19 protein-coding genes are annotated in these 20,546 nt (G+C 70.2%); 7 read left to right on the forward strand and 12 right to left on the reverse strand.

Annotation, left to right across the window (positions count from 1 at the left end; translation table 11 throughout):
- Positions 1-27: 27 nt before the first annotated feature.
- Together ACSQ14_RS02390 and ACSQ14_RS02395 are read right to left on the reverse strand one after the other, a co-directional pair.
- The gene (locus ACSQ14_RS02390) at positions 28-798 is read right to left on the reverse strand and encodes an aminotransferase class IV (protein WP_436009343.1); all 771 of its coding nucleotides are present in this window, start codon (positions 796-798) and stop codon (positions 28-30) included.
- Between the two features lie 214 nt (positions 799-1,012).
- The gene (locus tag ACSQ14_RS02395) at positions 1,013-1,786 is read right to left on the reverse strand and encodes a tyrosine-protein phosphatase (protein ID WP_436009345.1); all 774 of its coding nucleotides are present in this window, start codon (positions 1,784-1,786) and stop codon (positions 1,013-1,015) included.
- A 255-nt stretch (positions 1,787-2,041) separates the two neighbouring features.
- Here ACSQ14_RS02395 and ACSQ14_RS02400 point away from each other — a divergent pair, with 255 nt between their 5' ends.
- The gene (locus ACSQ14_RS02400; protein ID WP_436009347.1) at positions 2,042-2,890 is read left to right on the forward strand and encodes an SGNH/GDSL hydrolase family protein; all 849 of its coding nucleotides are present in this window, start codon (positions 2,042-2,044) and stop codon (positions 2,888-2,890) included.
- A 4-nt stretch (positions 2,891-2,894) separates the two neighbouring features.
- On the opposite strand, the gene ACSQ14_RS02405 is transcribed toward ACSQ14_RS02400, so the two are convergent.
- Positions 2,895-4,343 (reverse strand): AMP nucleosidase, encoded by a 1,449-nt coding sequence (locus ACSQ14_RS02405; RefSeq protein WP_436009349.1) that lies wholly within the window; start codon positions 4,341-4,343, stop codon positions 2,895-2,897.
- 193 nt (positions 4,344-4,536) lie between these two features.
- On the opposite strand from ACSQ14_RS02405, the gene ACSQ14_RS02410 reads away from it, so the two are divergent.
- From ACSQ14_RS02410 to ACSQ14_RS02420, 3 genes are all read left to right on the forward strand, one after another.
- Positions 4,537-5,937 carry a putative bifunctional diguanylate cyclase/phosphodiesterase gene (locus ACSQ14_RS02410; protein WP_436009351.1) on the forward strand — a complete coding sequence of 467 codons (1,401 nt, stop codon included), beginning with the start codon at positions 4,537-4,539 and terminating at the stop codon, positions 5,935-5,937.
- A 216-nt stretch (positions 5,938-6,153) separates the two neighbouring features.
- Positions 6,154-7,101 carry a zinc metalloprotease HtpX gene (gene htpX, locus ACSQ14_RS02415; protein ID WP_436009353.1) on the forward strand — a complete coding sequence of 316 codons (948 nt, stop codon included), beginning with the start codon at positions 6,154-6,156 and terminating at the stop codon, positions 7,099-7,101.
- Positions 7,102-7,290: 189 nt separating this feature from the next.
- The gene (locus tag ACSQ14_RS02420) at positions 7,291-7,659 is read left to right on the forward strand and encodes a hypothetical protein (RefSeq protein ID WP_436009355.1); all 369 of its coding nucleotides are present in this window, start codon (positions 7,291-7,293) and stop codon (positions 7,657-7,659) included.
- Positions 7,660-7,665: 6 nt separating this feature from the next.
- On the opposite strand, the gene dapE is transcribed toward ACSQ14_RS02420, so the two are convergent.
- On the reverse strand, positions 7,666-8,814 hold the full coding sequence (dapE, locus tag ACSQ14_RS02425) for a succinyl-diaminopimelate desuccinylase (RefSeq protein ID WP_436009357.1): 1,149 nt from the start codon (positions 8,812-8,814) through the stop codon (positions 7,666-7,668).
- Positions 8,815-8,868: 54 nt separating this feature from the next.
- Between dapE and ACSQ14_RS02430 the strand changes: the two genes are divergently transcribed.
- Positions 8,869-9,324, forward strand: coding sequence for a cupin domain-containing protein (locus ACSQ14_RS02430; protein WP_436009359.1), 456 nt, complete (start codon positions 8,869-8,871; stop codon positions 9,322-9,324).
- 137 nt (positions 9,325-9,461) lie between these two features.
- On the opposite strand, the gene dapD is transcribed toward ACSQ14_RS02430, so the two are convergent.
- The 7 genes from dapD to rpmH all read right to left on the reverse strand — a co-directional run bounded on the left by dapD (position 9,462) and on the right by rpmH (position 15,011).
- Positions 9,462-10,304 carry a 2,3,4,5-tetrahydropyridine-2,6-dicarboxylate N-succinyltransferase gene (gene dapD, locus ACSQ14_RS02435; RefSeq protein ID WP_436009361.1) on the reverse strand — a complete coding sequence of 281 codons (843 nt, stop codon included), beginning with the start codon at positions 10,302-10,304 and terminating at the stop codon, positions 9,462-9,464.
- Positions 10,305-10,315: 11 nt separating this feature from the next.
- Positions 10,316-10,978: a pyrimidine 5'-nucleotidase gene (locus ACSQ14_RS02440; protein ID WP_436009363.1), complete on the reverse strand. Its 663-nt coding sequence runs from the start codon at positions 10,976-10,978 to the stop codon at positions 10,316-10,318.
- The gene (argB, locus tag ACSQ14_RS02445; protein WP_436009365.1) at positions 10,975-11,889 is read right to left on the reverse strand and encodes an acetylglutamate kinase; all 915 of its coding nucleotides are present in this window, start codon (positions 11,887-11,889) and stop codon (positions 10,975-10,977) included. The genes ACSQ14_RS02440 and argB overlap by 4 nt, the downstream gene beginning before the upstream one ends.
- Before the next feature lie 99 nt (positions 11,890-11,988).
- On the reverse strand, positions 11,989-12,636 hold the full coding sequence (gene yihA, locus ACSQ14_RS02450) for a ribosome biogenesis GTP-binding protein YihA/YsxC (protein ID WP_436009367.1): 648 nt from the start codon (positions 12,634-12,636) through the stop codon (positions 11,989-11,991).
- Positions 12,633-14,429, reverse strand: a complete 1,797-nt coding sequence (gene yidC, locus ACSQ14_RS02455; RefSeq protein WP_436009369.1) for a membrane protein insertase YidC — start codon at positions 14,427-14,429, stop codon at positions 12,633-12,635. The genes yihA and yidC overlap by 4 nt, the downstream gene beginning before the upstream one ends.
- Before the next feature lie 11 nt (positions 14,430-14,440).
- Complete coding sequence (gene rnpA / locus ACSQ14_RS02460; protein ID WP_436009371.1) at positions 14,441-14,836, reverse strand: ribonuclease P protein component; 396 nt, start codon at positions 14,834-14,836, stop codon at positions 14,441-14,443.
- 40 nt (positions 14,837-14,876) lie between these two features.
- On the reverse strand, positions 14,877-15,011 hold the full coding sequence (gene rpmH / locus ACSQ14_RS02465) for a 50S ribosomal protein L34 (protein WP_436009373.1): 135 nt from the start codon (positions 15,009-15,011) through the stop codon (positions 14,877-14,879).
- A gap of 297 nt (positions 15,012-15,308) precedes the next feature.
- Here rpmH and ACSQ14_RS02470 point away from each other — a divergent pair, with 297 nt between their 5' ends.
- Both ACSQ14_RS02470 and ACSQ14_RS02475 read left to right on the forward strand, forming a co-directional pair.
- A complete protein-coding gene (locus ACSQ14_RS02470; protein ID WP_436009375.1) occupies positions 15,309-16,832 on the forward strand; it encodes a DHA2 family efflux MFS transporter permease subunit in 1,524 nt (507 codons plus the stop codon).
- Between the two features lie 65 nt (positions 16,833-16,897).
- A complete protein-coding gene (locus tag ACSQ14_RS02475; RefSeq protein WP_436009377.1) occupies positions 16,898-18,418 on the forward strand; it encodes a DHA2 family efflux MFS transporter permease subunit in 1,521 nt (506 codons plus the stop codon).
- Positions 18,419-18,486: 68 nt separating this feature from the next.
- Here ACSQ14_RS02475 and ACSQ14_RS02480 read toward each other — a convergent pair whose 3' ends face one another.
- Complete coding sequence (locus ACSQ14_RS02480) at positions 18,487-20,448, reverse strand: methyl-accepting chemotaxis protein (RefSeq protein WP_436009379.1); 1,962 nt, start codon at positions 20,446-20,448, stop codon at positions 18,487-18,489.
- Positions 20,449-20,546 lie beyond the last annotated feature (98 nt).

Below are 20,546 nucleotides of genomic sequence, written 5' to 3' on the forward strand. Positions count from 1 at the left end.
ACCGCGGTGGGCGCGCGCGTCTGGCCGCTAGCGGCCGAGCGCCTTGGCCAGCCGTTCGACCAGGCCATGGGGCGCGTAGGCCCGGCCGTCGATCGCCGCGACGGCGCGCACGCCGATCAGCGCATTGGTGAGGAAGACGGCCTCGGCCGCGGCCAGCGCTTCGGGGCCGGCGGTGGTATCGCAGATCGCCACGCCGAGTTCGGCGGCGCGGGCCAGCGCCTCGCCGCGGGCGATCCCGGCCAGCACGCCGCAGTCCAGCGCCGGGGTGAACAGCGCACCGTCCTTGATCCAGAACAGGTTGGCGGCCGCGGCGCAGGCCAGCGCGCCGGCGGTGTTCAGCATCACCGCCTCGTCGGCGCCGGCGGCCCTGGCTTCGGCCCGGGCCAGCACATTGTCGAGATAGGAGAGGGTCTTCAGCCGCGCCGCCGGCGAGCGGTCGTTGCGCCGCACCTGGGCGGTGATCAGTCGGGCGGGCGTGGTCGGCGGCGGGGCCGCAGCGGCGGTCGCCACCAGGCGCGGGACGGGCGCGTCGGGCCGGTCGAGCCCGCGGCCGCCGGAGCCGGCGGTCAGCGTCAGCCGCACCGCGGCGCGATCCGCCGCCAGGCCGGCGCCGGCCAGCGCCTGGCGCATCAGCCGCTCGACCTCGGCGCGGTCCGGCGCCGGCAGGCCGAGCACGGCGCAGCCGGCGGTCAGCCGGTCGAGATGGGCGGACAGGGCGACGAACGCGCCGGCGCGCGCCAGCACGGTCTCGAACAGACCGTCGCCGAGCGTGAAGCCGCGGTCGTCGGGCGGGATCACCGGGACCCAGCCCGGCTCAGGCCGCCAAGCCGCTGAAAGCTCTGCATCATCACTCCGTGAAACACGCGCAGGTGATTAGGCTTCCACGCCTTGCTTGCGCAATGTTGTCCACAGGCTTCTCCGAGAGGTCTGTCCCTGAGGCGCCCGTCGCAGTTGGCGGAAACTGCGGCGGGCGTATCGCGTTTGCGGCGCCCGTTTACTTCCTGGTTGCTTGCTAGGCGACCAGCCGCTCACGCAGGCGCTCGCGCAGCGGGGCGTCGAGACCCAAGGTCCGCTCCAGATAACCATCGAGTGAGCCGTCGCGCTCGCCGATCACCGCAAACGCCCGCTCCAGATAGGCCGGGTGCACCGAGACGGCGACCCGCAGCGCGTCGTCCGGCGCCGCGCGCCCCAGAACCCGCTCCAGCCATGGCGCCATGAACCGCATCTTCTCGGCCAGCCGCGCCTCGTCGTTGGTCAGCAGATAGTCCTGCAGCATGTCGTCCGGGTGCACGCCGGCGACGTGATGGGTCAGCGCGCAGATCAGGCCGGTGCGGTCCTTGCCGGCGGCGCAGTGCACCAGGATCGGCCCCTCGGTCCGGGCCAGCGCCTGGAAGTAACGGCGGAACAGGTCGACGTGCCGCGGCTCATACGGCGCGCGCGCGTAGAAGTCGGTCGAATGGCCGTGAAACCAGTCGGCCGAGAGGTCCGAGCTCTGCAGCAAGGCGATGAAGTCGAGGTGGTTCTCGACCAGGTCGTTCTGCACCAGGTCGCAGGCGAAGCCGTCCCAGCGGCGCGACGGCTCGCGCGTCCGCTCGTCCGGCTGGCGCAGGTCGACGATCACCGCCAGGTCCAGCGCGCGCATCCGCTCGAGGTCGGCGTCGCTGGCCCGGTGATGGTTGGCCGAGCGGAACAGCCGCCCGGTCTTCACCCGCCGGCCGCAGCCGGTGGCGTAACCGCCGAAGTCACGGAAGTTGTGGATGCCGTCGAAGTCGAGATGCCGGGTCATGGGGCGGCAAGCTAGTGGCGCGGCGCGGCAAAATCGAGGGGGCGCGGCGGCGCAGGCTAGATGCTCCACCGCGAAGCGGGGGAGCTGTCAGCGCAGCTGACTGAGGGGGCGTTCGGACCTCGCCGCTTGGCATGGCATTGCAGGGGTTCACTAAACGCCCCCTCCGTCTCGCGCCTGCGGCGCGATCCACCTCCCCCGCTTCGCGGTGGAGGATGTTGGCGCTATGCAAAGGCAAAGCTTGGGGAAGGACAACTGATGCCGAACGTCTGTCGTAGGCTGCTTGCCGGCCTGGCCCTGTCGGCGGGCGTCCTGGCCGCCCCGGCCGTCGCCGCGCCGCTGCCGGCGGGGGCGAAGTATGTCGCCATGGGCAGTTCGTTCGCCGCGGGGCCGGGCGTCACGACGTCGGCGGACACGCCGGCGAACCGCTGCAGCCGCTCGATCGACAACTACGCGCATCAGCTGGCCCGCAAGCGCGGCCTGGCGCTGACCGACGTCAGCTGCAGCGGCGCGACCACCGCCCACCTGCTCGGCCCCTGGGACGAGCTGCCGCCGCAACTCGACGCCGTGGACGCCGACACCCGCCTAGTGACCATCACCATCGGCGGCAATGACCTCGGCTACATCGGCGGGCTGATGGCGGCCTCCTGCGCCGGCCTCGCGGCCGAGGCCGGTCGGCCGGCGAGCAAATGCCCGGTGATCGCCCCGCCGACCGACAAGAGCTTCCAGGAGACTGAGGCGCGCCTGCGCGCCATCGCCGCCGAGGTGCGCCGCCGCGCGCCCGCCGCGCGGCTGGTGTTCGTGCAATACCCGGTGGTGCTGCCGGCGCAGGGGACCTGTGCGGCGACGCCGATCACCGACGCCCAGGCCGACGCCGGCCGCCGCATCGCCGCGCAACTCGCCGCGATCACCGCCCGGGCGGCGAAGGACGCAGGCGCCGACCTGCTGGCCGCCGACCAGCTGTCGGGGGGCCATGACGCCTGCGCCCAAAACGCCTGGATGAACGGCTTCCCGCGGCCGGGCGCGCCGGTCGCCGGCGTCTTCTATCACCCCAACCTGGCGGGCATGACGGCGGTCGCCGCGGCGCTCGATCGACTGCTCGAATAAGTGGCTAGCGGAATGGCGGCTCGTCGAAGCTGCGCAGCTTGCGCGAGTGCAGCCGCACGCCCTCCTGGCGCAGCAGGTCGAGGCTGGCCAGGCCGATCTGCAGGTGCTGGCCGATCGCCCGCTCATAGAAGGCGTTGGCCTGGCCGGGCAGCTTGATCTCGCCGTGCAGCGGCTTGTCGGAGACGCACAGCAGCGTCCCGTAGGGCACCCGGAAGCGGTAGCCCTGGGCGGCGATGGTGGCGCTTTCCATGTCGATCGCCACCGCCCGGCTCTGGTTGAAGCGCAGCGCGCTCTTCGTATAGCGCAGCTCCCAGTTCCGATCGTCGGTGGTGACCACCGTGCCGGTGCGCAGCCGGCGCTTGAGGATCTCGCCGGTCTCGCCGGTGACGATCTCAGCGGCGCGGTTCAGCGCCACCTGCACCTCCGCGATCGGCGGGATCGGGATCTCCGGCGGCAGCACGTCGTCCAGCACGTGCTCGTCGCGCAGGTAGGCGTGGGCCAGCACATAGTCGCCGATGGTCTGCGACCCGCGCAGGCCGCCGCAGTGGCCGATCATCAGCCAGACCTGCGGGCGCAGCACCGCCAGGTGGTCGCAGATGGTCTTGGCGTTCGACGGGCCGACGCCGATGTTGACCAGGGTCACGCCGGCGCGGCCTTCGGCCATCAGGTGGTAGGCCGGCATCTGGTGCCGGCGCCAGGCGGCGTTGGCGACCTTGGCCTCGGGATCCTCGGTCTCGGCGGTGACCACGACGCCGCCGGCGGCCGACAGCGCCTTGTATGGACCGCCGGCCTTCAGCTGGCCGCAGGCCCAGCGGACGAACTCGTCGACATAGCGGTGGTAGTTGGTGAACAGCACGTACTGCTGGACGTGCTCGGCCGGGGCGCCGGTGTAGTGGGCCAGCCGGGCGAGCGAGAAATCGGTCCGCAGGCCGTCGAACAGCGCCAGCGGCCGGGGCCGATCGGGCGACGCCGGGGAGTAGCCGTCGACGATCTCGTCGCCAATGTAGGCAAGCTCGGTGGTCGGGAAGTGGCGGGCGATCTCCGCCGAGGAGACGTCCGCCAGCGCCAGGTCCGGACTGCCCTCCAGCACATAGGGGAAGGGGATCTCCTGGGTCGAGCGGCCGACCTCGATCTCGACGGCGAAATCCTGCTGCAGCAGCGACAGTTGCTCGATCAGATAGCTGCGGAACAGGTCCGGCCGGGTGACCGTCACCGCATAGCTGCCGGGCGCGCTGATCCGGGCGAAGGCCCGGCCGATGCGCGGGAACGGCTGGCCGGAGGGCCAGGTCAGGCGCAGCTCCGGATAGACGAAGGCGCCGTTGTGGCGGGTGTCGGCGATCGGCGGCGGGCCGCCGTCCAGGAAGGTGCGCAGCGCATTGCGCAGCGCGTCGACGCTGTTGCGATACTCGTGCTCGAGCTGGTCGACGAGGTGGGCGGCGTCGATGGCGTTCATGGCCACTTCTTAGCCCCGCCGCGCCGGCCCGGCGAGATCAAGCGACATCCCCGGCGCCCGGTCACTCGCCCAAGCGTGCGGCGCGGTCACTCGGCATAAAATGCCTAACGCGCCTTAGCCATCTCTCTTTACGCCGGATTTGCCTCGACCGGCGAAGCTCAGGGTCAGTTCAATCGAGGCCTTCGCGTCCGTCGTGCAGTCGCCGTCCAACATCGCTGACGATCTCGCCGCGCGCGTCGCCGAACTCGAGGCCGAGCGGGCGATGATGCTGCGTTTGGCCCGCACCGACTCGCTGACCGGCCTGCTCAACCGCGCCGCCTTCACCGCAGCGCTCGCCGACCGGCTGTCGCGGATCGACGGCGACGGCCAGCCGCTGGCGCTGTTCGTCATCGACCTCGACCGCTTCAAGAACCTCAACGACAGCCTCGGGCATACCGGCGGCGACCTGCTGCTGGCCGAGGTCGGCGCGCGGCTGAAGGCCGACGCCGCGCGCGGCGAGCTGGTCGGCCGGCTGGGCGGCGACGAGTTCGCCCTGATCACCCCCGACCTTGACGTCGCCCGGCGGGCCCAGCGCCTGCTGGCGCTGCTGTCGCAGCCGTACTCGGTGCACGGCCGCGGCCTGGCGCCCGGCGTCAGCGTCGGGGTCGCCCTCTATCCGAATGACGCCGTCGAGGCGGGCGACCTGCAGCGGTTCGCCGACCGCGCCCTGCAGCGCGCCAAGGCCCAGGGCGGCCGCCGCTGGTCGGCGTTCGACGCTGAGCTGCATGAAGAAAACGAGCGGCGCCGTACGCTCGAGGCGGAGCTGCGCCGGGCCATTCCCGCCGGCGAGATCGAGCCCTGGTTCCAGCCGGTGGTCGACTGCCACGACGGCCGCACCGTCGGCGTCGAAGTGCTGTGCCGCTGGCGCCACCCGGAGCAGGGGCTGCTGGCCCCGGCCGCCTTCATTCCGCTGGCCGAAGAGCTGGGCCTGATCGGCCGCATCGACGAGGCGGTGTTCGAAGCCGCCTGCGCCCGCGCCGCGCCGTGGGTCGCCGAAGGGCTGATCGCCAATGTCTCGTGCAACGTCTCGCCGCGCGACCTGCTGGACCCGGCCTTCTCGCGCAAGCTGATCGGCCGGCTGGCGCAGACCGACCTGCCACCGACGGCGCTGACCGTCGAGATCACCGAGACCTTCCTGCTGCAGGACATGGCGCTGGCGCGCCGGCACATCGAGCGGCTGGCCGCACGCGGGGTGAACATCGCCCTCGACGACTTCGGCACCGGCTACTCCAACCTGCGCGCGCTGATGAACCTGCCGATCCAGACGGTGAAGCTGGACCGCAGCCTGATCGACGACGTGGCGCGCAATCCGCGGGTCTCCAAGCTGGTCAGCTCGATGATGCACGCCGCCCGGGCGCTCGGCGTCTCGGTGGTGGCCGAGGGCGTCGAGGACGAGGCCCAGGCGATCATCCTGCGCGCCGCCGGCTGCGACCGGATGCAGGGCTACTGGTTCGCCCGGCCGATGGACTTTGCGGCGATGGAGACCCGTCTGCACGACGAACGCCGCCTGGTCCGCTCGCCGACCCCGGCCCGCCGGATCGGCGCGGCGCGGTAGGCGCAAGAAAGCCGCTCATCCCGGCGAAGGCCGGGACCCAGATCCATTCTCCGCGCCGGCAGGACGAGCCGATGCGCCCGTTCCGGCGGAGCCATGATCGTCAACTGGGTCCCGGCCTTCGCCAGGATGAGCGGTCCAAGGGGCCTCTTCAAGCCAAGCCACGCGCTTCCCATATATCCCCCGGGCCCCTTTGGCCCGGAAGTCACGCACGGATCCATGCGCAACCACCTTCGCACCTTCATGCTGCTGGCGGCCCTGACCGCCCTGTTCGTCGGCGCCGGCTACGCCGTGGCCGGGCCCACCGGGATGCTGATCGCCTTCGTCCTGGCGGCGGGCATGAACGTCATCAGCTACTGGAACGCCGACAAGATCGTCCTGTCGATGTACCGCGCCCAGCCGGCCGACGAGCGCGACCCCGACCCGGTGGTGCGCGCCTACGCCGCCGACGTGCGCGAGCTGGCCCAGCGCGCCGGCATGCCGCTGCCGAAGATCTACATCATCGACCAGGACCAGCCGAACGCCTTCGCCACCGGCCGCGACCCGCAGCACGCCGCCGTCGCCGCGACCCGCGGCCTGCTGCACATGCTCGACCGCCGAGAGATCCGCGGGGTGATGGCCCACGAGCTGGCGCACGTGAAAAATCGCGACACCCTGACCATGACGATCACCGCGACGATCGCCGGCGCGGTCTCGGCGCTGGCCAATTTCGCGGTCTTCTTCGGCGGCCGCGACCAGGACGGCCGGCCGACCGGCATGATCGGCGCGATCGTCGTCGCCGTGCTGGCCCCGATCGCCGCGGCCCTGGTGCAGATGGCGATCAGCCGCGGCCGCGAGTACGAGGCCGACCGCGAGGGCGCGGAGATCAGCGGCGACCCGCAGGCGCTGGCCTCGGCGCTGCGCAAGATCGAGTCCTACGCCCGCGGCGGGGTCCACAACCCCGACGCCGAGCGCAATCCGGCGACCGCGCATATGTTCATCATCAACCCGCTGGCCGGGCGCGGCGGCGACAACCTGTTCTCCACCCACCCGGCGACCGACAACCGGGTCAGCGCCCTGCTGGCGATGGCCGGCGAGGCCGCCCGCGCCCCGCTGCGCCACAGCCGCGGCGGCGGCACCGCGGTGCCGGTCACCGAGGAGCGCCGCGGCGGCCCCTGGGGCAGCTAGCGGCGGCTCCCGTCACGGACCGAAAGGCTGCGCTCCGCTAGAGGGCGCGGCCTTTTTCCGGCCATTTTTGTCGCACCCTGCGCACATCCGCTTGTGGCAAGTCTAAGCATCGCTTAGATCGTCTAAACACTGTTTAGATGCCTCGCGGCCCAGAGGGCGGCAGGGCGGTTTGGTAAGGGCTTTTCGCCGGTGAACGACGTTCGCAAGCTGATGGACACGCTCCGCGGGGATGTGGAGTACCGGGAGTTCAACGCCCCGGTCGCGCCGGCCGCCCGCGCGGGCGGCTGGGCCCTGCTCGACCGGCTGGACCGGGCGGCGCCGAAGTCGGCCGCGGTGGTCGTCGAGCCGATCGTCGCCGAAGAGCTGCCGGAGCCAGAGCCTGTGCTGGCGGCCCAGATGCGCGAGGCCGCTGCGGCGCGCTCGACCCGCGGCATGGGCGGCCTGCGGCTCGGCAAGTACGTCGCGCCGACCACCCAGGCGGCGGTCGCCAGCGCCGACGACGCCCGTAAGCTGCCGCTCGAAGCGGTGTTCGCCCGGCTGGCGCAGGGCGCGCGCTAAGCCGCCCTAGCCGAAGGCCGCGAAGTAGCGGGCGATCAGCCGCTCGTAGACCGCCTGCAGGCGCTGGATCTCGGCCACCGGGGTGCGTTCGTCGACCTGGTGCATGGTGGTCCCGACCAGCCCCACCTCGACCACCGGGCACAGCGCGCGGATGAACCGCGCGTCGGAGGTGCCGCCTGAGGTCGACAGCTCCGGCGGCTTGCCGGCGACGTCGGCGACCGCGGCGGCGACCACCTCGGTGAACGGCCCGGGCTCGGTCAGGAAGGCTTCGCCGCTGATCTGCGGCGTCACCTTGGCCTTGCAGCCGGTGCCCGCGACCGCTGCTTGCGCCTCGGACGTGATCCAGTCGGCCAGCGCCTGGCCGGTGTGGGCCGGGTTGAAGCGGATGTTCAGCCGCGCCCGCGCCGTCGCCGGGATGATGTTGGTCGCCGTGTTCGGCATCTCGACCAGGGTGATCTCGAGGTTCGACGGCTGGAACTCGGGGTAGCCCTCGTCGAGCACCCGGCCCTGCAGCGCGGCCAGCAGCGGGATCAGCGCCCGGGCCGGATTGGCCGCGCGGTGCGGATAGGCGACGTGGCCCTGCACGCCCTCGATGACGATGTCGGCGTTGATCGAACCGCGGCGGCCCACCTTGACCATGTCGCCGAAGATCTGCGCCGAGGTCGGCTCGCCGACCACGCAGTGGTCGACCGCCTCGCCCTCGGCCAGCAGCGCCTCGACCACCTTCTTGGTGCCGTCGAGCGCCACGCCCTCCTCGTCGCCGGTGATCAGGAAGGACAGCGAGCCGCTCACCTCGCCGGCGGCGATCGCCTTGGCCGCGGCGGCGATGTAGGCGGCGATGGCGCCCTTCATGTCGACCGCGCCGCGGCCGACCAGCACCCCGTCGATGATCTCGGCGGCGAAGGCCCCTTGCGTCCAGGCCGCGGCGTCGCCCACCGGCACCACGTCGGTGTGGCCGGCGAAGCAGAGGTTGGGCCGCGCGGTCCCCAGCCGGGCGTAGAGGTTTTCGATCTCGCCGAACTTCATCCGCCGGCAGGCGAAGCCCAGGGCCTTCAGGGTCTGTTCGACCACGTCCATGGCGCCGGCGTCGGCCGGGGTCACGGAGGGACGGCGGATCAGCTCCCGCGTCAGGTCTACGGCGTCGATCACATTCACACCCGGGGTCGTACGGTTCTAAGCTTCCGGCGTGCTCTAGACCGGAAACGCCGCATGCCCAAGATCGACATCGCCAAGGCCCCGACCCGCTTCGGCACCGGATACCCGGCGCCGTTCGACGAACGCTGCAAGGATCGCCGCCGCTGGAAGCTCGGCGACGCCGCCGGCCTGACCCAGTTCGGCGTCAACCTGCTGCGCCTGCCCCCCGGCCAGTGGTCGAGCCAGCGCCACTGGCACACCGCCGAGGACGAGTTCGTCTATGTGCTGGAAGGCGAGGGCGTGCTGGTCACCGAGGCGGGCGAAGAGCTGCTGCAGGCCGGCGACTGCGCGGCCTTCCCGGCCGGCGAGCCCGACGGCCACCACATCCAGAACCGCTCGGACCGCGAACTGGTGTTGCTGGAGGTCGGCGCGCGTCGCCCGGCCGAGGACGGCTGCGACTATCCCGACATCGACATGCTCGCGCCGCCGGGCCGCGCTGGCTACATCCGCCGCGACGGGACGGCGTACTGACGAGACGGTGAGCGGGCCACCTCCCCCTCAGGGGGAGGTGGCCCGGAGGGCCGGAGGGGGTTTCAGCCGCCGAATCTGTGGCCCTCAACCCCCTCACCCGCTTCGCGGGAGCTCCCCCTGAGGGGAAGCATCGGACGTTAGTCCCGCAGCAGTTCGTTCACCCCGGTCTTCGAGCGGGTGCGCTCGTCGACGGTCTTCATGATCACCGCGCAGTAGGTCGACGGCAGCGACGGGTCGGTCTTGTTCGGCCGCGCGCCGGAGACCACCACCGAGTAGGGCGGCACTTCGCCGTACATCACTTCGCCGGTCTGGCGGTTGATGATCGGGGTGGTCGAGGTCAGGTAGACGCCCATCGAGAGCACGCTGCCTTCGCGGACGATCACGCCCTCGGCCACTTCCGAACGGGCGCCGATGAAGCAGTTGTCCTCGATAATCGTCGGGTTGGCCTGCAGCGGCTCCAGCACCCCGCCGAGGCCGGCGCCGCCGGAGATGTGGCAGTTCTTCCCGACCTGGGCGCAGGAGCCGACCGTGGCCCAGGTGTCGATCATCGTGCCTTCGTCGACGTAGGCGCCGATGTTCACGAACGACGGCATCAGCACGACGTTCTTGGCGATGTAGGCGCCGCGGCGGACGACGGCGCCAGGCACCGCGCGGAAGCCGGCGGCCTCGAACTGCGGGGCGTCCCAGCCGGCGAACTTGGTCGGCACCTTGTCCCAGAACGGTCCCGGGGCCGGGCCGTGCACCACGCTGTTGGGGTTCAGGCGGAACGACAGCAGGATCGCCTGCTTGACCCACTGCTGGACCTCCCAGCGGCCGTCGGCGCCGCGCTCGGCGATGCGCAACTGGCCGGCGTCGAGGCGCTGCAGGGTCTCGTCCACCGCCGTGCGCACCGGGCCCGTGGTCGCGATCGAGACGCCGTCGCGGGCCGCCCAGGCTTGTTCGATCTCGGTCTTCAGGTCGTCGGCGGTGATGGTGCTCATGAGGCTCTCTTTCAGCAGGCTGGGCGCAGGCGCGCGGCCCTGAGGAAGGGCGCGAGATGGCGCGTGCGGTGATGGACGAAGGGGGCGGTGGAGGTCTCCGCCCGCGGGCCGACCAGCACGGTGGTCATGCCGAGGTCGGCGGCGGGCTTCAGGTTGCGCTCGGAGTCCTCGAAGAAGACGGTGCCCTGCGGCTCCAGGGCGTGCTCGGCGCACATCCGGGTGAACACCGCCGGGTCGGGCTTCGGCGTATAGTCGAACGAGGCGATGTGGAACACGTCGTCGAACAGGGTGGTCAGGCCCAGCCGCTGCAGCACGCGCTGGGCGTGGCGTTCGTCGGCGTTGGTGAACACCAGCCGACGGCCGGGCAGGGCGGCGATCGCCGACACCAGCTCCGGATCGTGCGCCAGGATGTCCAGCGAGATGTCGACATAGGCGTCGGCGAACTCCACGGGATCGACCCCGTGATGGCGCATCAGCCCGAGCAGGGTGATCCCGTGCTCGAGCAGATAGTCCTTCTGCAGCCGGTAGGCCTCGTCGCGCGGCAGGCCGGTGACCCGCATGACGAAGGCCGTCATCCGCCGCTCGATCTCGGCCATGAGGCCCGACTCCGACGGATAGAGCGTGTCATCCAAGTCGAAGAGCCAAGTGTTCACATGGCTGAGGTCGGCGCTCATTTGCAGATCAGCGTGCCCGCCCCGTGTTCACTGAACAGCTCGACCAGCATGGCGTGCGGCCGCCGGCCGTCGAGGATGACGACCGCCTCGACGCCCGCCTCGACCGCGGCGATGGCGGTCTCCAGCTTGGGGATCATGCCGCCGGTGGCGACGCCGGTGGCGATCGCCGCTTGCGCTTCGGCGACGGTCATCTGCCGCATCAGCGCGCCGTTCTTGTCGAGCACGCCGGCGACGTCGGTGAGCAGCAGCATGCGCTTGGCGCCCAGTGCGCCGGCCAGCGCGCCGGCCACCGTGTCGGCGTTGATGTTGTAGGTCTCGCCGGCCTCGGAGACGCCGATCGGGGCGATCACCGGGATGTAGTCCTGCTCGGCGTAGATCAGCGCCTCGATCATCTTCGGATCGATCTTCTTCGGCTCGCCGACGAAGCCCAGGTCGACCATCTTCTCCTCGTCGGAGTCCGGGTCCTTGCGGGTGCGCTGGACCTTGTCGACGGTGATCAGCCGGGCGTCCTTGCCCGACAGGCCCACGCCGCGCACGTCGGCCTCGGCGCCCGCCTGGGTGATCCAGCTGGCGATCTCCTTGTTGATGGCGCCCGACAGCACCATCTCGGCGACCTCCATCGTCGCCTCGTCGGTGACCCGCAGGCCGTCGACGAAGGTCGACTTCACCCCGGCCTTGGCCAGCCAGGCGGAGATCTGCGGCCCGCCGCCGTGCACCACGACCGGGTGCACGCCGAGCATCTTCAGCAGCACGGCGTCGGCGGCGAACAGCTTGGCCACCTCGTCCTCGCCCATGGCGTGGCCGCCGTATTTGATGACCACCGTCTCGCGGTCATAGATCTGGATGTAGGGCAGGGCCTCGGCGAGCGTCTTGGCGGTCGCCCAACCCTGTTCTTCCGTCACTTCGCTCACTGGCGCGCCCCGGGCTGCAATTCGCGGGTCCCGATAGCGGACGCGAGGGGCCGTGTCATCAACGCAAGAGCGCTCCTCTCCCCGCGGGCGGGGAGAGGGCTAGGCGATCGCGCAGGCGGCGATGATCTCGGCGCGCAGCTCGGGGATGCCCTGGCCGGTCTCCGAGGAGGTGGCGATCACCCGCGGGAAGGCGGCCGGGCGCTTGGCGATCGCCTGCAGCGTGGCGTCGACCAGCCGGGTCACCTCGGCCGGCTTGATCTTGTCGGCCTTGGTCAGGACGATCTGGTAGGAGACCGCCGCCAGGTCGAAGGCGTCGAGCGCCTCGGTGTCCACCGGCTTCAGCCCGTGACGGGCGTCGATCAGCAGATAGGCTCGCTTCAGGTTCGGCCGCCCGCGCAGATAGGAGCGGCCGAGGTTCTGAAACTTTTTCGCCGTGTCGCGGCTGACCTTGGCGAAGCCGTAGCCCGGCAGGTCGACCAGCCGCAGCTTTTCGTCGACGACGAAGAAGTTCACTTCCCGGGTCCGCCCCGGCGCGTTGGACGCGCGGGCCAGTTCCTTGCGGCCGGTCACCGCGTTGATCAGCGACGACTTGCCGACGTTGGAGCGTCCGGCGAAGGCCACCTCCGGCAGGTCCGGGGCCGGCAGGCCGGCGATCGCCGCCGCGCCCATCAGGAAGTGGGTCTCGTGGGCGAACAGAATGCGCGCCGCCTCGAGCGCGTCCTCGTCGAAGGCCGGGGTGTCGCTCACTCCGCGGCCTTCTTCTGCCCGCCGAAGCGCGCGAACAGCCGATCGATCGGGGTGTCGACCTTGTAGTGGCGCATCAGCACGTACTGCTGGATCACGGTGATGATGTTGCTCCAGGTCCAGTAGATCAGCAGCCCCACGGCGAACGGCGCCATGAAGAAGGTGAACATGATCGGCATCAGCTGCATGATCTTCTGCTGCGTCGGATCCGGCGCAGGCGGGCTCATCGACATGCTCATCATGGTCGTCAGGCCATAGAGCAGCGGCATGATCCCGATGTGCAGGCTGCTGTCGAGCAGGCCGCCGATCATCGGCGCGGTCGCCGGGTGCCAGGGGATCAGGCCGAACAGGTTCCAGATCGTCGTCGGATCGCGGGCCGAGAGGTCCTGGATCCAGCCCATGAACGGCGCGTGGCGCATTTCGATGGTGACGGTCAGCACCTTGTAGAGGGCGAAGAAGACCGGGATCTGGAACAGGATCGGCAGGCAGCCGGCCAGCGGGTTGACCTTCTCGCGCTGATAGAGCGCCAGGAGCTCCTGCTGCTGCTTGGCCGGGTCTTCCTTGAACTTCTTGCGCAGCTCTTCGACCAGCGGCTGGACCCGGCGCATCTTGGCCATGGACTCGTACTGCTTGTGCGCCAGCGGGAAGAAGATCGCCCGCACCGCCACGGTCAGCAGCAGGATGGCGACGCCGAAGCTGCCGACGTAGCGGTAGATGAACTCCAGGAACTGGAACATCGGCCGGGTCAGGAACCAGAAGTGGCCCCAGTCGACGGCGGAGTCGAAGTGCGGGATCTCGAACTTCTTCTCGTAGGCGCGCAGGGTCGGCACGACCTTGGCGCCGCCGAAGAAGCGGGTGGTCTGGGTGACCTGCTGGCCGGGCGCGATGGTGTGCGCGTCGCCGACGAAGTTGGCGTCGAACACGCTCACGTCGCCGACCTTGGTGTCGCGGAACTGGCCCTTGAAGGCCTGGCCCTGGGTGGGGATGATCGCCGCCAGCCAGTATTTGTCGGTGATGCCGACCCAGCCGCGGGTCGAGGCGATCGGCTCGATGCCGCCGTCCTTCGTCCACTTCTTGTACTTGATCAGCTTCAGCGTCGGGTCGTCGCCGCCGAGCGCGCCGACAGCGCCTTCGTGGACGATGGCGCTGGCGTCCTTCGACGGCGGCAGGCCCTGGCGCTGGATCGAGCCGTAGGGCGCGAGCGTCACCGGCGCGACGGAGGCGTTGGCGACCGTGTCGGTGACCGTGAACATGAAGCGGTCGTCGACTTCGATCTTGCGGGTGAAGGTCAGGCCGGCGCCGTTGGTGGTGGTCAGCACCAGCGGCTGGTTCGGCGCCAGGGTCGCGCCCTGGGCCAGGGTCCAGACGGTGTCGGCGGTCGGCAGGCCGGGCACGTTGGCGCCGGTCCAGCCGAACTCGGCGAACCAGGCGTACGGCGCGCCCTCAGGACGCAGCAGGACCACCGGCGGGGAATCCTTGGCCACCGTCTGGCGGAACTGGGTCAACTGCAGGTCGTCGATGCGCGCGCCGCGCAGGGCGATCGAGCCCTTCAGCGCCGGCGTGTCGATCGCCACCCGCGGGCTGGCGGCCAGCGCCTGGCCGCGGGTCACGGGTACGGCGGCGAGGCCGGGGGCGCCCGGTTTGACCGGGGCGGTGGCTTCCGCTGCCGCACGCGCCTTGACCTCGGCTTGCCGCCGGGCGGCCGCCGGATCGAGGACGAAGTGCTGATAGACGAAGAACAGGAGGACCGCACACACGAGGAAGATGATCGTGTTGCGGCTGGAATCGTCTTGCATCGGGGAAGCGCTCAATCTGCGGGTGGGGCGCCCGCAGGGTCGCGGGCCCGGCCGTCGCGTTCGGCGGCGAGCCTTATCAGCGCGCTTTTCACATCGTCAAGCAGACGCTCCCACGCGCGGGTGGTCACACCGCCGCGGGCGATGAGTACATAGTCGAAGCCAGGGCGCGCCAAATCGGGCAGCAACAGCCGCGCAGCCTCACGCATCCGGCGCTTGGCGCGGTTGCGTTGCACGGCGCCGCCGATGCGTTTTGTGGCGGTGAAGCCCGCGCGGACCAGGGACTGGTCGTCACCGCGCGGGCGCGCCTGAATCACTATCGCGCCGCGAGCGCACGAAGGCGCCTGCGCGCAGGCCAAAAAGTCTGCGCGCTTCCTCAGGCGTTCGATAGCGAAGGCGGGGTCGGCCATGCCGACGCCCTTATCCAGTAAGTCGCAGAACCGTCGGGACTTAAGCGCTCAGGCGCTTACGGCCCTTGGCGCGGCGGCGAGCCAGCACTTTTTGTCCATTGGCGGTGGACATGCGCAGGCGGAAGCCGTGACGGCGCTTACGCACAAGCCGGGACGGCTGAAAGGTCCGCTTCACGAGAAAGCTCCAGGGTCGAAAATCGAGGCGCGGTGGATAGTTGAAGCGCTGGGAGGAGTCAATCGGCCTGTCCGGCAAATCTCTAGAACGGCGCCCCTAATCGGCGACGCGGCGGATGAGAGTTCAGCCTCTTCTCCAGTCTCGCCCGACGTGATCGGCGGATCTATACCGCAGGTCTTTCGGCGGCCGGTCGGGCCGGATCGCCCCGCCGATGATGCCGGGCTGCGCCATCGGCGCGGCTGGCCAACGCCGTTCGCGTACGCCTATGTGGCGCCGGCGGGGAGGCGCGCAGTTTCAATGAGCTCCAGTCACAGCGCGACGACGCGCGGGATCGCGACCGGCGGGCTCATGCTCGCCACCTTGATGGTGGCGCTGGACTCGACGATCGCCAATGTCGCCCTGCCGAACGTGCAGGGCAGCCTCTCGGCCTCGCAGGACCAGATCACCTGGGTGCTGACCTCCTACATCGTGGGCACCGCGCTGATGACCCCGTTGTCCGGGTGGCTGGCGATGAAGGTCGGCCGCAAGCCGCTGTTCCTGATCTCGATCGTCGCCTTCGTCGGCGTGTCGATGCTCTGCGGCATGGCCACCAGCCTGCCGGAGATGGTGCTGTTCCGCTTCCTGCAGGGGGTGGCCGGCGCGGCGATGATGCCGCTGTCGCAGGCGGCGATCCTCGACATGTGGTCGCCGACGGTGATCCCGCAGGTGATGGCGGTGTGGAGCGCGGTGACCATGGTGGCCCCGATCATGGGCCCGACGCTGGGCGGCTTCCTGACCGAGCATCTCTCCTGGCGCTGGGTCTTCTACATCAACCTGCCGGTCGGCGCGGTCGCCTTCGCCATGACCTATCTCGCGCTCGAGCGTGACCGCGGCGGACGCCAGCGACCGTTCGACACGCTCGGCTTCGTCGCCCTGGTGCTGCTCACCGGCGGCCTGCAGCTGATGGTCGACCGCGGGCACCAGCTGGACTGGTTCGATTCCGCCGAGATCTGGGCCTATGCGATCCTGGCGATGTGCGGCGCCTACATCTTCGTGGTGCAGACGATCACCGCCAAGAACCCCTTCTTCCACGTCGCCCTGTTCAAGGACCGCAACTACCTCAGCTCGGTCGGCTTCGCCGTCTTCCTCTCGGCGCTGCTGCTGTCGACCACCGCCCTGCTGCCGAGCTTCATGCAGAATTTGCTCGGCTATTCGGCGATCGAGAGCGGCTGGGCGATGATGCCGCGCGGCATCGGCTCGCTGATCTCCTTCACCCTCGCGCCGTTCGCCGCCGCCCGCTTCGGGCCGCGGCGGACGATCCTGTTGGGCCTGCTCGTCACCGTGGCGGCGCTGTGGCGGATGAGCCAGTTCGACCTGTCGATGGACCAGCGCCCGATCGAGACCGCCGGCTTCCTGCTCGGGCTCGGCCAGGGGCTGGCGTTCAATCCGCTGACCGTGCTGGCCTTCGCGACGCTGAACGTCGAGCACCGCACCGAGGCGGCGGTGTTCTCCAACATGTTCCGCACGCTCGGCGGCAGCCTGGGGATCGCCGCCCTACAGGCCGCCTACCTGCAGCAGAGCGCCACCGCCCACGAGCGGCTGGCGGCGGGCATCGTCACCTCCGACCCGATCATCCGCTGGCGCGCGCCGGAGATCGTCAACGGCGCCCTGGGTGGCCTGGAGGCGCTGAACGCCGAGATCACCCGGCAGGCCTCGATGATGGCCTATGACTCGGTGTTCGCCTGGATGAGCGTCGGCACCCTGCTGATCCTGCCGCTGGTGCTGATGATGCGGCCGCCCTCTACCCAGGGCGAAAAGCTGCAGGAAATCCACATCGAGTGATGCGCCGGCGGGCTGGCTGGCCAAGGTCGGGGCCGGCGGACTAAGGTCCGCCGGGGAGGAGCGCAATGAGCTCCAGGCAAGGCGCAGCGGCGCGGGTGGTCGCGACCGGCGGGATGATGCTGGCGACCACCATGAACTCGCTGGATTCGACGATCGCCAACGTCGCCTTGCCGCACATCCAGGGGAGCCTGTCGGCCGCCCAGGACCAGATCACCTGGGTGCTTACCTCCTACATCGTCGCCACCGCGATCATGACGCCGCTGTCGGGCTGGCTGTCGCTGAAGATCGGCCGCAAGCCGCTGTTTCTGCTCTCGATCGCCGGCTTCGTGGTCGCCTCGGTGCTCTGCGGCATGGCCACGACGCTGCCGGAGATGGTGGTCTTCCGCCTGCTGCAGGGCGTCGCCGGCGCCGGGATGATGCCGATCTCCCAGGCGGCCATCCTCGACATGTGGCCGCAGCGGCTGATGCCACGGGTGATGGCGATGTGGAGCGCGGTGATCATGGTCGGGCCGATCCTCGGTCCCACCCTGGGCGGACTGCTGACCGAGCACTTCTCCTGGCGCTGGGTCTTCTACGTCAACGTGCCGTTCGGGCTGCTGGCCTTCGTGCTGGTCTACCTGACCCTGGAGCGCGACGAGGGCGGGCTGCAGCGTCCGTTCGACGTCCTCGGCTTCGCCGCCCTGGTGCTGTGCACCGGCGCCGTCCAGCTGATGGCCGACCGCGGGCCGAGCCAGGACTGGTTCGACAGCGCGGAGATCTGGACCTACGCCATCGTCGCGCTGTGCAGCCTGCACGTCTTCGTCATGCAGACGCTGACCGCCGATCAGCCCTTCTTCCACCGCGCCGTCTTCGCCGACCGCAACTTCATGACCACCGCGATCTTCAGCTTCATGATGTCGGCGATGCTGTTCGGCACCAGCGCGCTGCTGCCGACCTTCATGCAGAACCTGCTCGGCTATTCGGCGCTGCAGAGCGGCTTGGCCAGCATGTACCGCGGCTTCGGCTCGATCGTCGCCTTCACCGTCGTCACCCTGCTGATGCGCAAGATGGGCGCGCGCGCGACCATCGCTGCCGGCATCGTCATCGCCTTCTTCTCGATGTGGCGGATGGCCCACTTCGACCTGATGATGACCGCGACGCCGATCAAGGTCGCCGGCTTCGTCCAGGGGATGGGCATGGGGCTGATGTTCGGGCCGCTGGCGGTGCTCGGCTTCGCCACTCTGGCTCCGGCGCACCGCACCGAGGCGGCGGTGCTGGGCAATGTGGTCCGCACCCTCGGCTCGAGCCTGGGCATCGCCATGCTGCAGGCCAATCTCATCGCCCAGAGCGCCACCGCCCACGAGCGGCTGGCCGCCGGGATCATCCCGTCGGATCCGGTGATCGGCTGGTCGCTGCCGCAGGCGTTCGACAGTCCGGGCGGGCTGGACGCGCTGAACGGCGAGGTGACCCGGCAGGGCGCGATGATCGGCTACGACACCATGTTCGCCTGGATGGCCGTGCTCAGCCTGCTGCTGGCGCCTTTGATCCTGATCCTGCGGCCGGCGGACGCCGCGCCCTCGGAGACCCTCGAGGCCCACCCGGAATAGGGCGCAACGAAAAAGGAGCGCCGCGGGGGGCGGCGCTCCTCTCGCAACAGCTGAGCCGGACTAGCGGCTCAGAACTCTTCCCAGTCGTCGACCGCGGCCTGCGGCGCGGCGGCGGGCCGGGCCTTGAGCGCGGTCGCGCCGATGCTGGCCGGCGCGCTCGGGGCCGGCGCGGACGGGCGCGGCGCCGCCGGCGCCGTGCGGCCGGCGCTGGAGTACTGCAGGGTCTCGGTGCCGCTGATGCTGAAGCGCGACACCAGCCGGGCGAGCTCCTTGGTCTCCTCCGCCAGCATCCGGCTGGCGGCGGTGGCCTCCTCGACCATGGCGGCGTTCTGCTGGGTGACCTGGTCCATCTGGTTGACCGCGGTGTTCACCTCGTTGAGGCCCTGGGCCTCCTCCCGGGCCGACGAGGCGATGTCGCCGACCAGGCCGGAGATCTCGTTGACGTGGGCGACGATGCGCTGCAGCGCGTCCCCCGCCTCGCCGACCAGCGACACGCCCTCTTCGACCTGCTTGGACGAGGCCGAGATCAGCCCCTTGATCTCCTTGGCCGAGTCCGCCGAGCGCTGGGCCAGGCTGCGGACCTCGGAGGCGACGACCGCGAAGCCCTTGCCGGCGTCGCCGGCGCGGGCGGCTTCGACGCCGGCGTTCAGGGCCAGCAGGTTGGTCTGGAAGGCGATCTCGTCGACCACGCCGATGATCTGGCTGATCTCGCGCGCCGACTTCTCGATCGCGTTCATCGCCACGACGGCGCGGCTGACCACGTCGCCGGAGCGTTCCGCTTCGGTCTTGGCGGCGCCCACCGCCTCACGCCCGGCGGCGGAGCCCTGGGCGGTGCGCTGGACGGTGGCGGTGATCTCGTCGAGCGCCGCGGCGGTCTGTTCCAGCGTCGCGGCCTGATGCTCGGTGCGGCGCGACAGGTCCTCGGCGCCGTTGGAGATCTCGGCCGAGCCGGAACTGATCGAGGCGGTCGAGGTGGCGATGGCGCGCAGCGCCTCCTCCAGCGTCGCGACGGCGGCGTTGAAGTCGTTGCGCAGCTTCTCGTACTCGCCGGGGAAGGCAGTCCCTAGCCGGATCGTCAGGTCGCCGGCGGCGAGCTTGTCGAGCCCGTCGGCCAGCGAGGTGACCACCAGCCGCTGCTGCTCGGCGATCACGCGCTGCGCGTCCTCGCCGCGGCGACGCTCGTCCTCGGTCGCCGAGCGGTTGGCCTCCTGCTCCTGGCGCAGTTGCTCCAGGTGGCGCTGGTTGTCGCGGAACACCGTCAGCGAGCCGACGATCGCGCCCAACTCGTCCTTGCGCGCCAGGCCGTCGAGATTCACCTCGGCGTCGCCGCGGGCGAGCTTCTCAGTCGCGCCGGCGATCTTCTGCACCGCGCCCTTGATGTTCATCGTCAGGAACCAGGCCAGCGCCGCCGACCCCAGCATGGTGGCCAGGGCGGCGATGATGGTGATCAACTGGGCCATCTCCGAGCGGGCCTCGGTGGCCTGGGCCTGCTGGTCGGTCTCGGCCTGCGCCTTGGCGACGATGTCGCGCAAGGTGGTGCTCATCTTGGCGTACTGCTCTTCGAACGGCGCGGCGAACCCGGCGGCGGTGGCGAAGTCGGCCGTCATCATGGCCGTCACCACGTCCAGCCCCTCGCGGGTCTCCTTCAGGTCCTTCGACAGCTTGTCGTACTGCGGCCGCTGCTCGGCCGGCGCGGCGGCGCGGGCCACCTTCACCTCGGCGGCGATCTTGTCGATCTCGGCCATCAGCGCCTGGGTCTTGGGCTCGATCTGGTCGGTCTCGATCTGCGCGGCCTGGTGCGTCAGCAGGTAGTAGAGTTCGCCGTGCACGGCGGTGATCCGCTCGGAGATCTTCTGCATCCGCATGCTGTTGGGCATGTCGGTATGCACGACCTGTTGCAGCGCATGCAGCTGGCTTTTCTGAAGCACGACCGCGCCGAGCGCGGTGACAGCGAGCATGGCGACCGCGAAGGCCGGTGCAAAACCGATCTTGATGACCAACGGCAGGTCTTCAAGCCTGAACCGTTTCATGGATTCCCCCCGAGTGACCCAATTTTGCGGAATGGTCACCCGAGCAAGCTAACGTTTCGTCACCAAGCCTCGTGCGCGCCATGCGCTCTTCATTATGA

Source organism: Phenylobacterium sp. LjRoot219 (assembly GCF_964252995.1).
GTDB lineage: Bacteria > Pseudomonadota > Alphaproteobacteria > Caulobacterales > Caulobacteraceae > Phenylobacterium.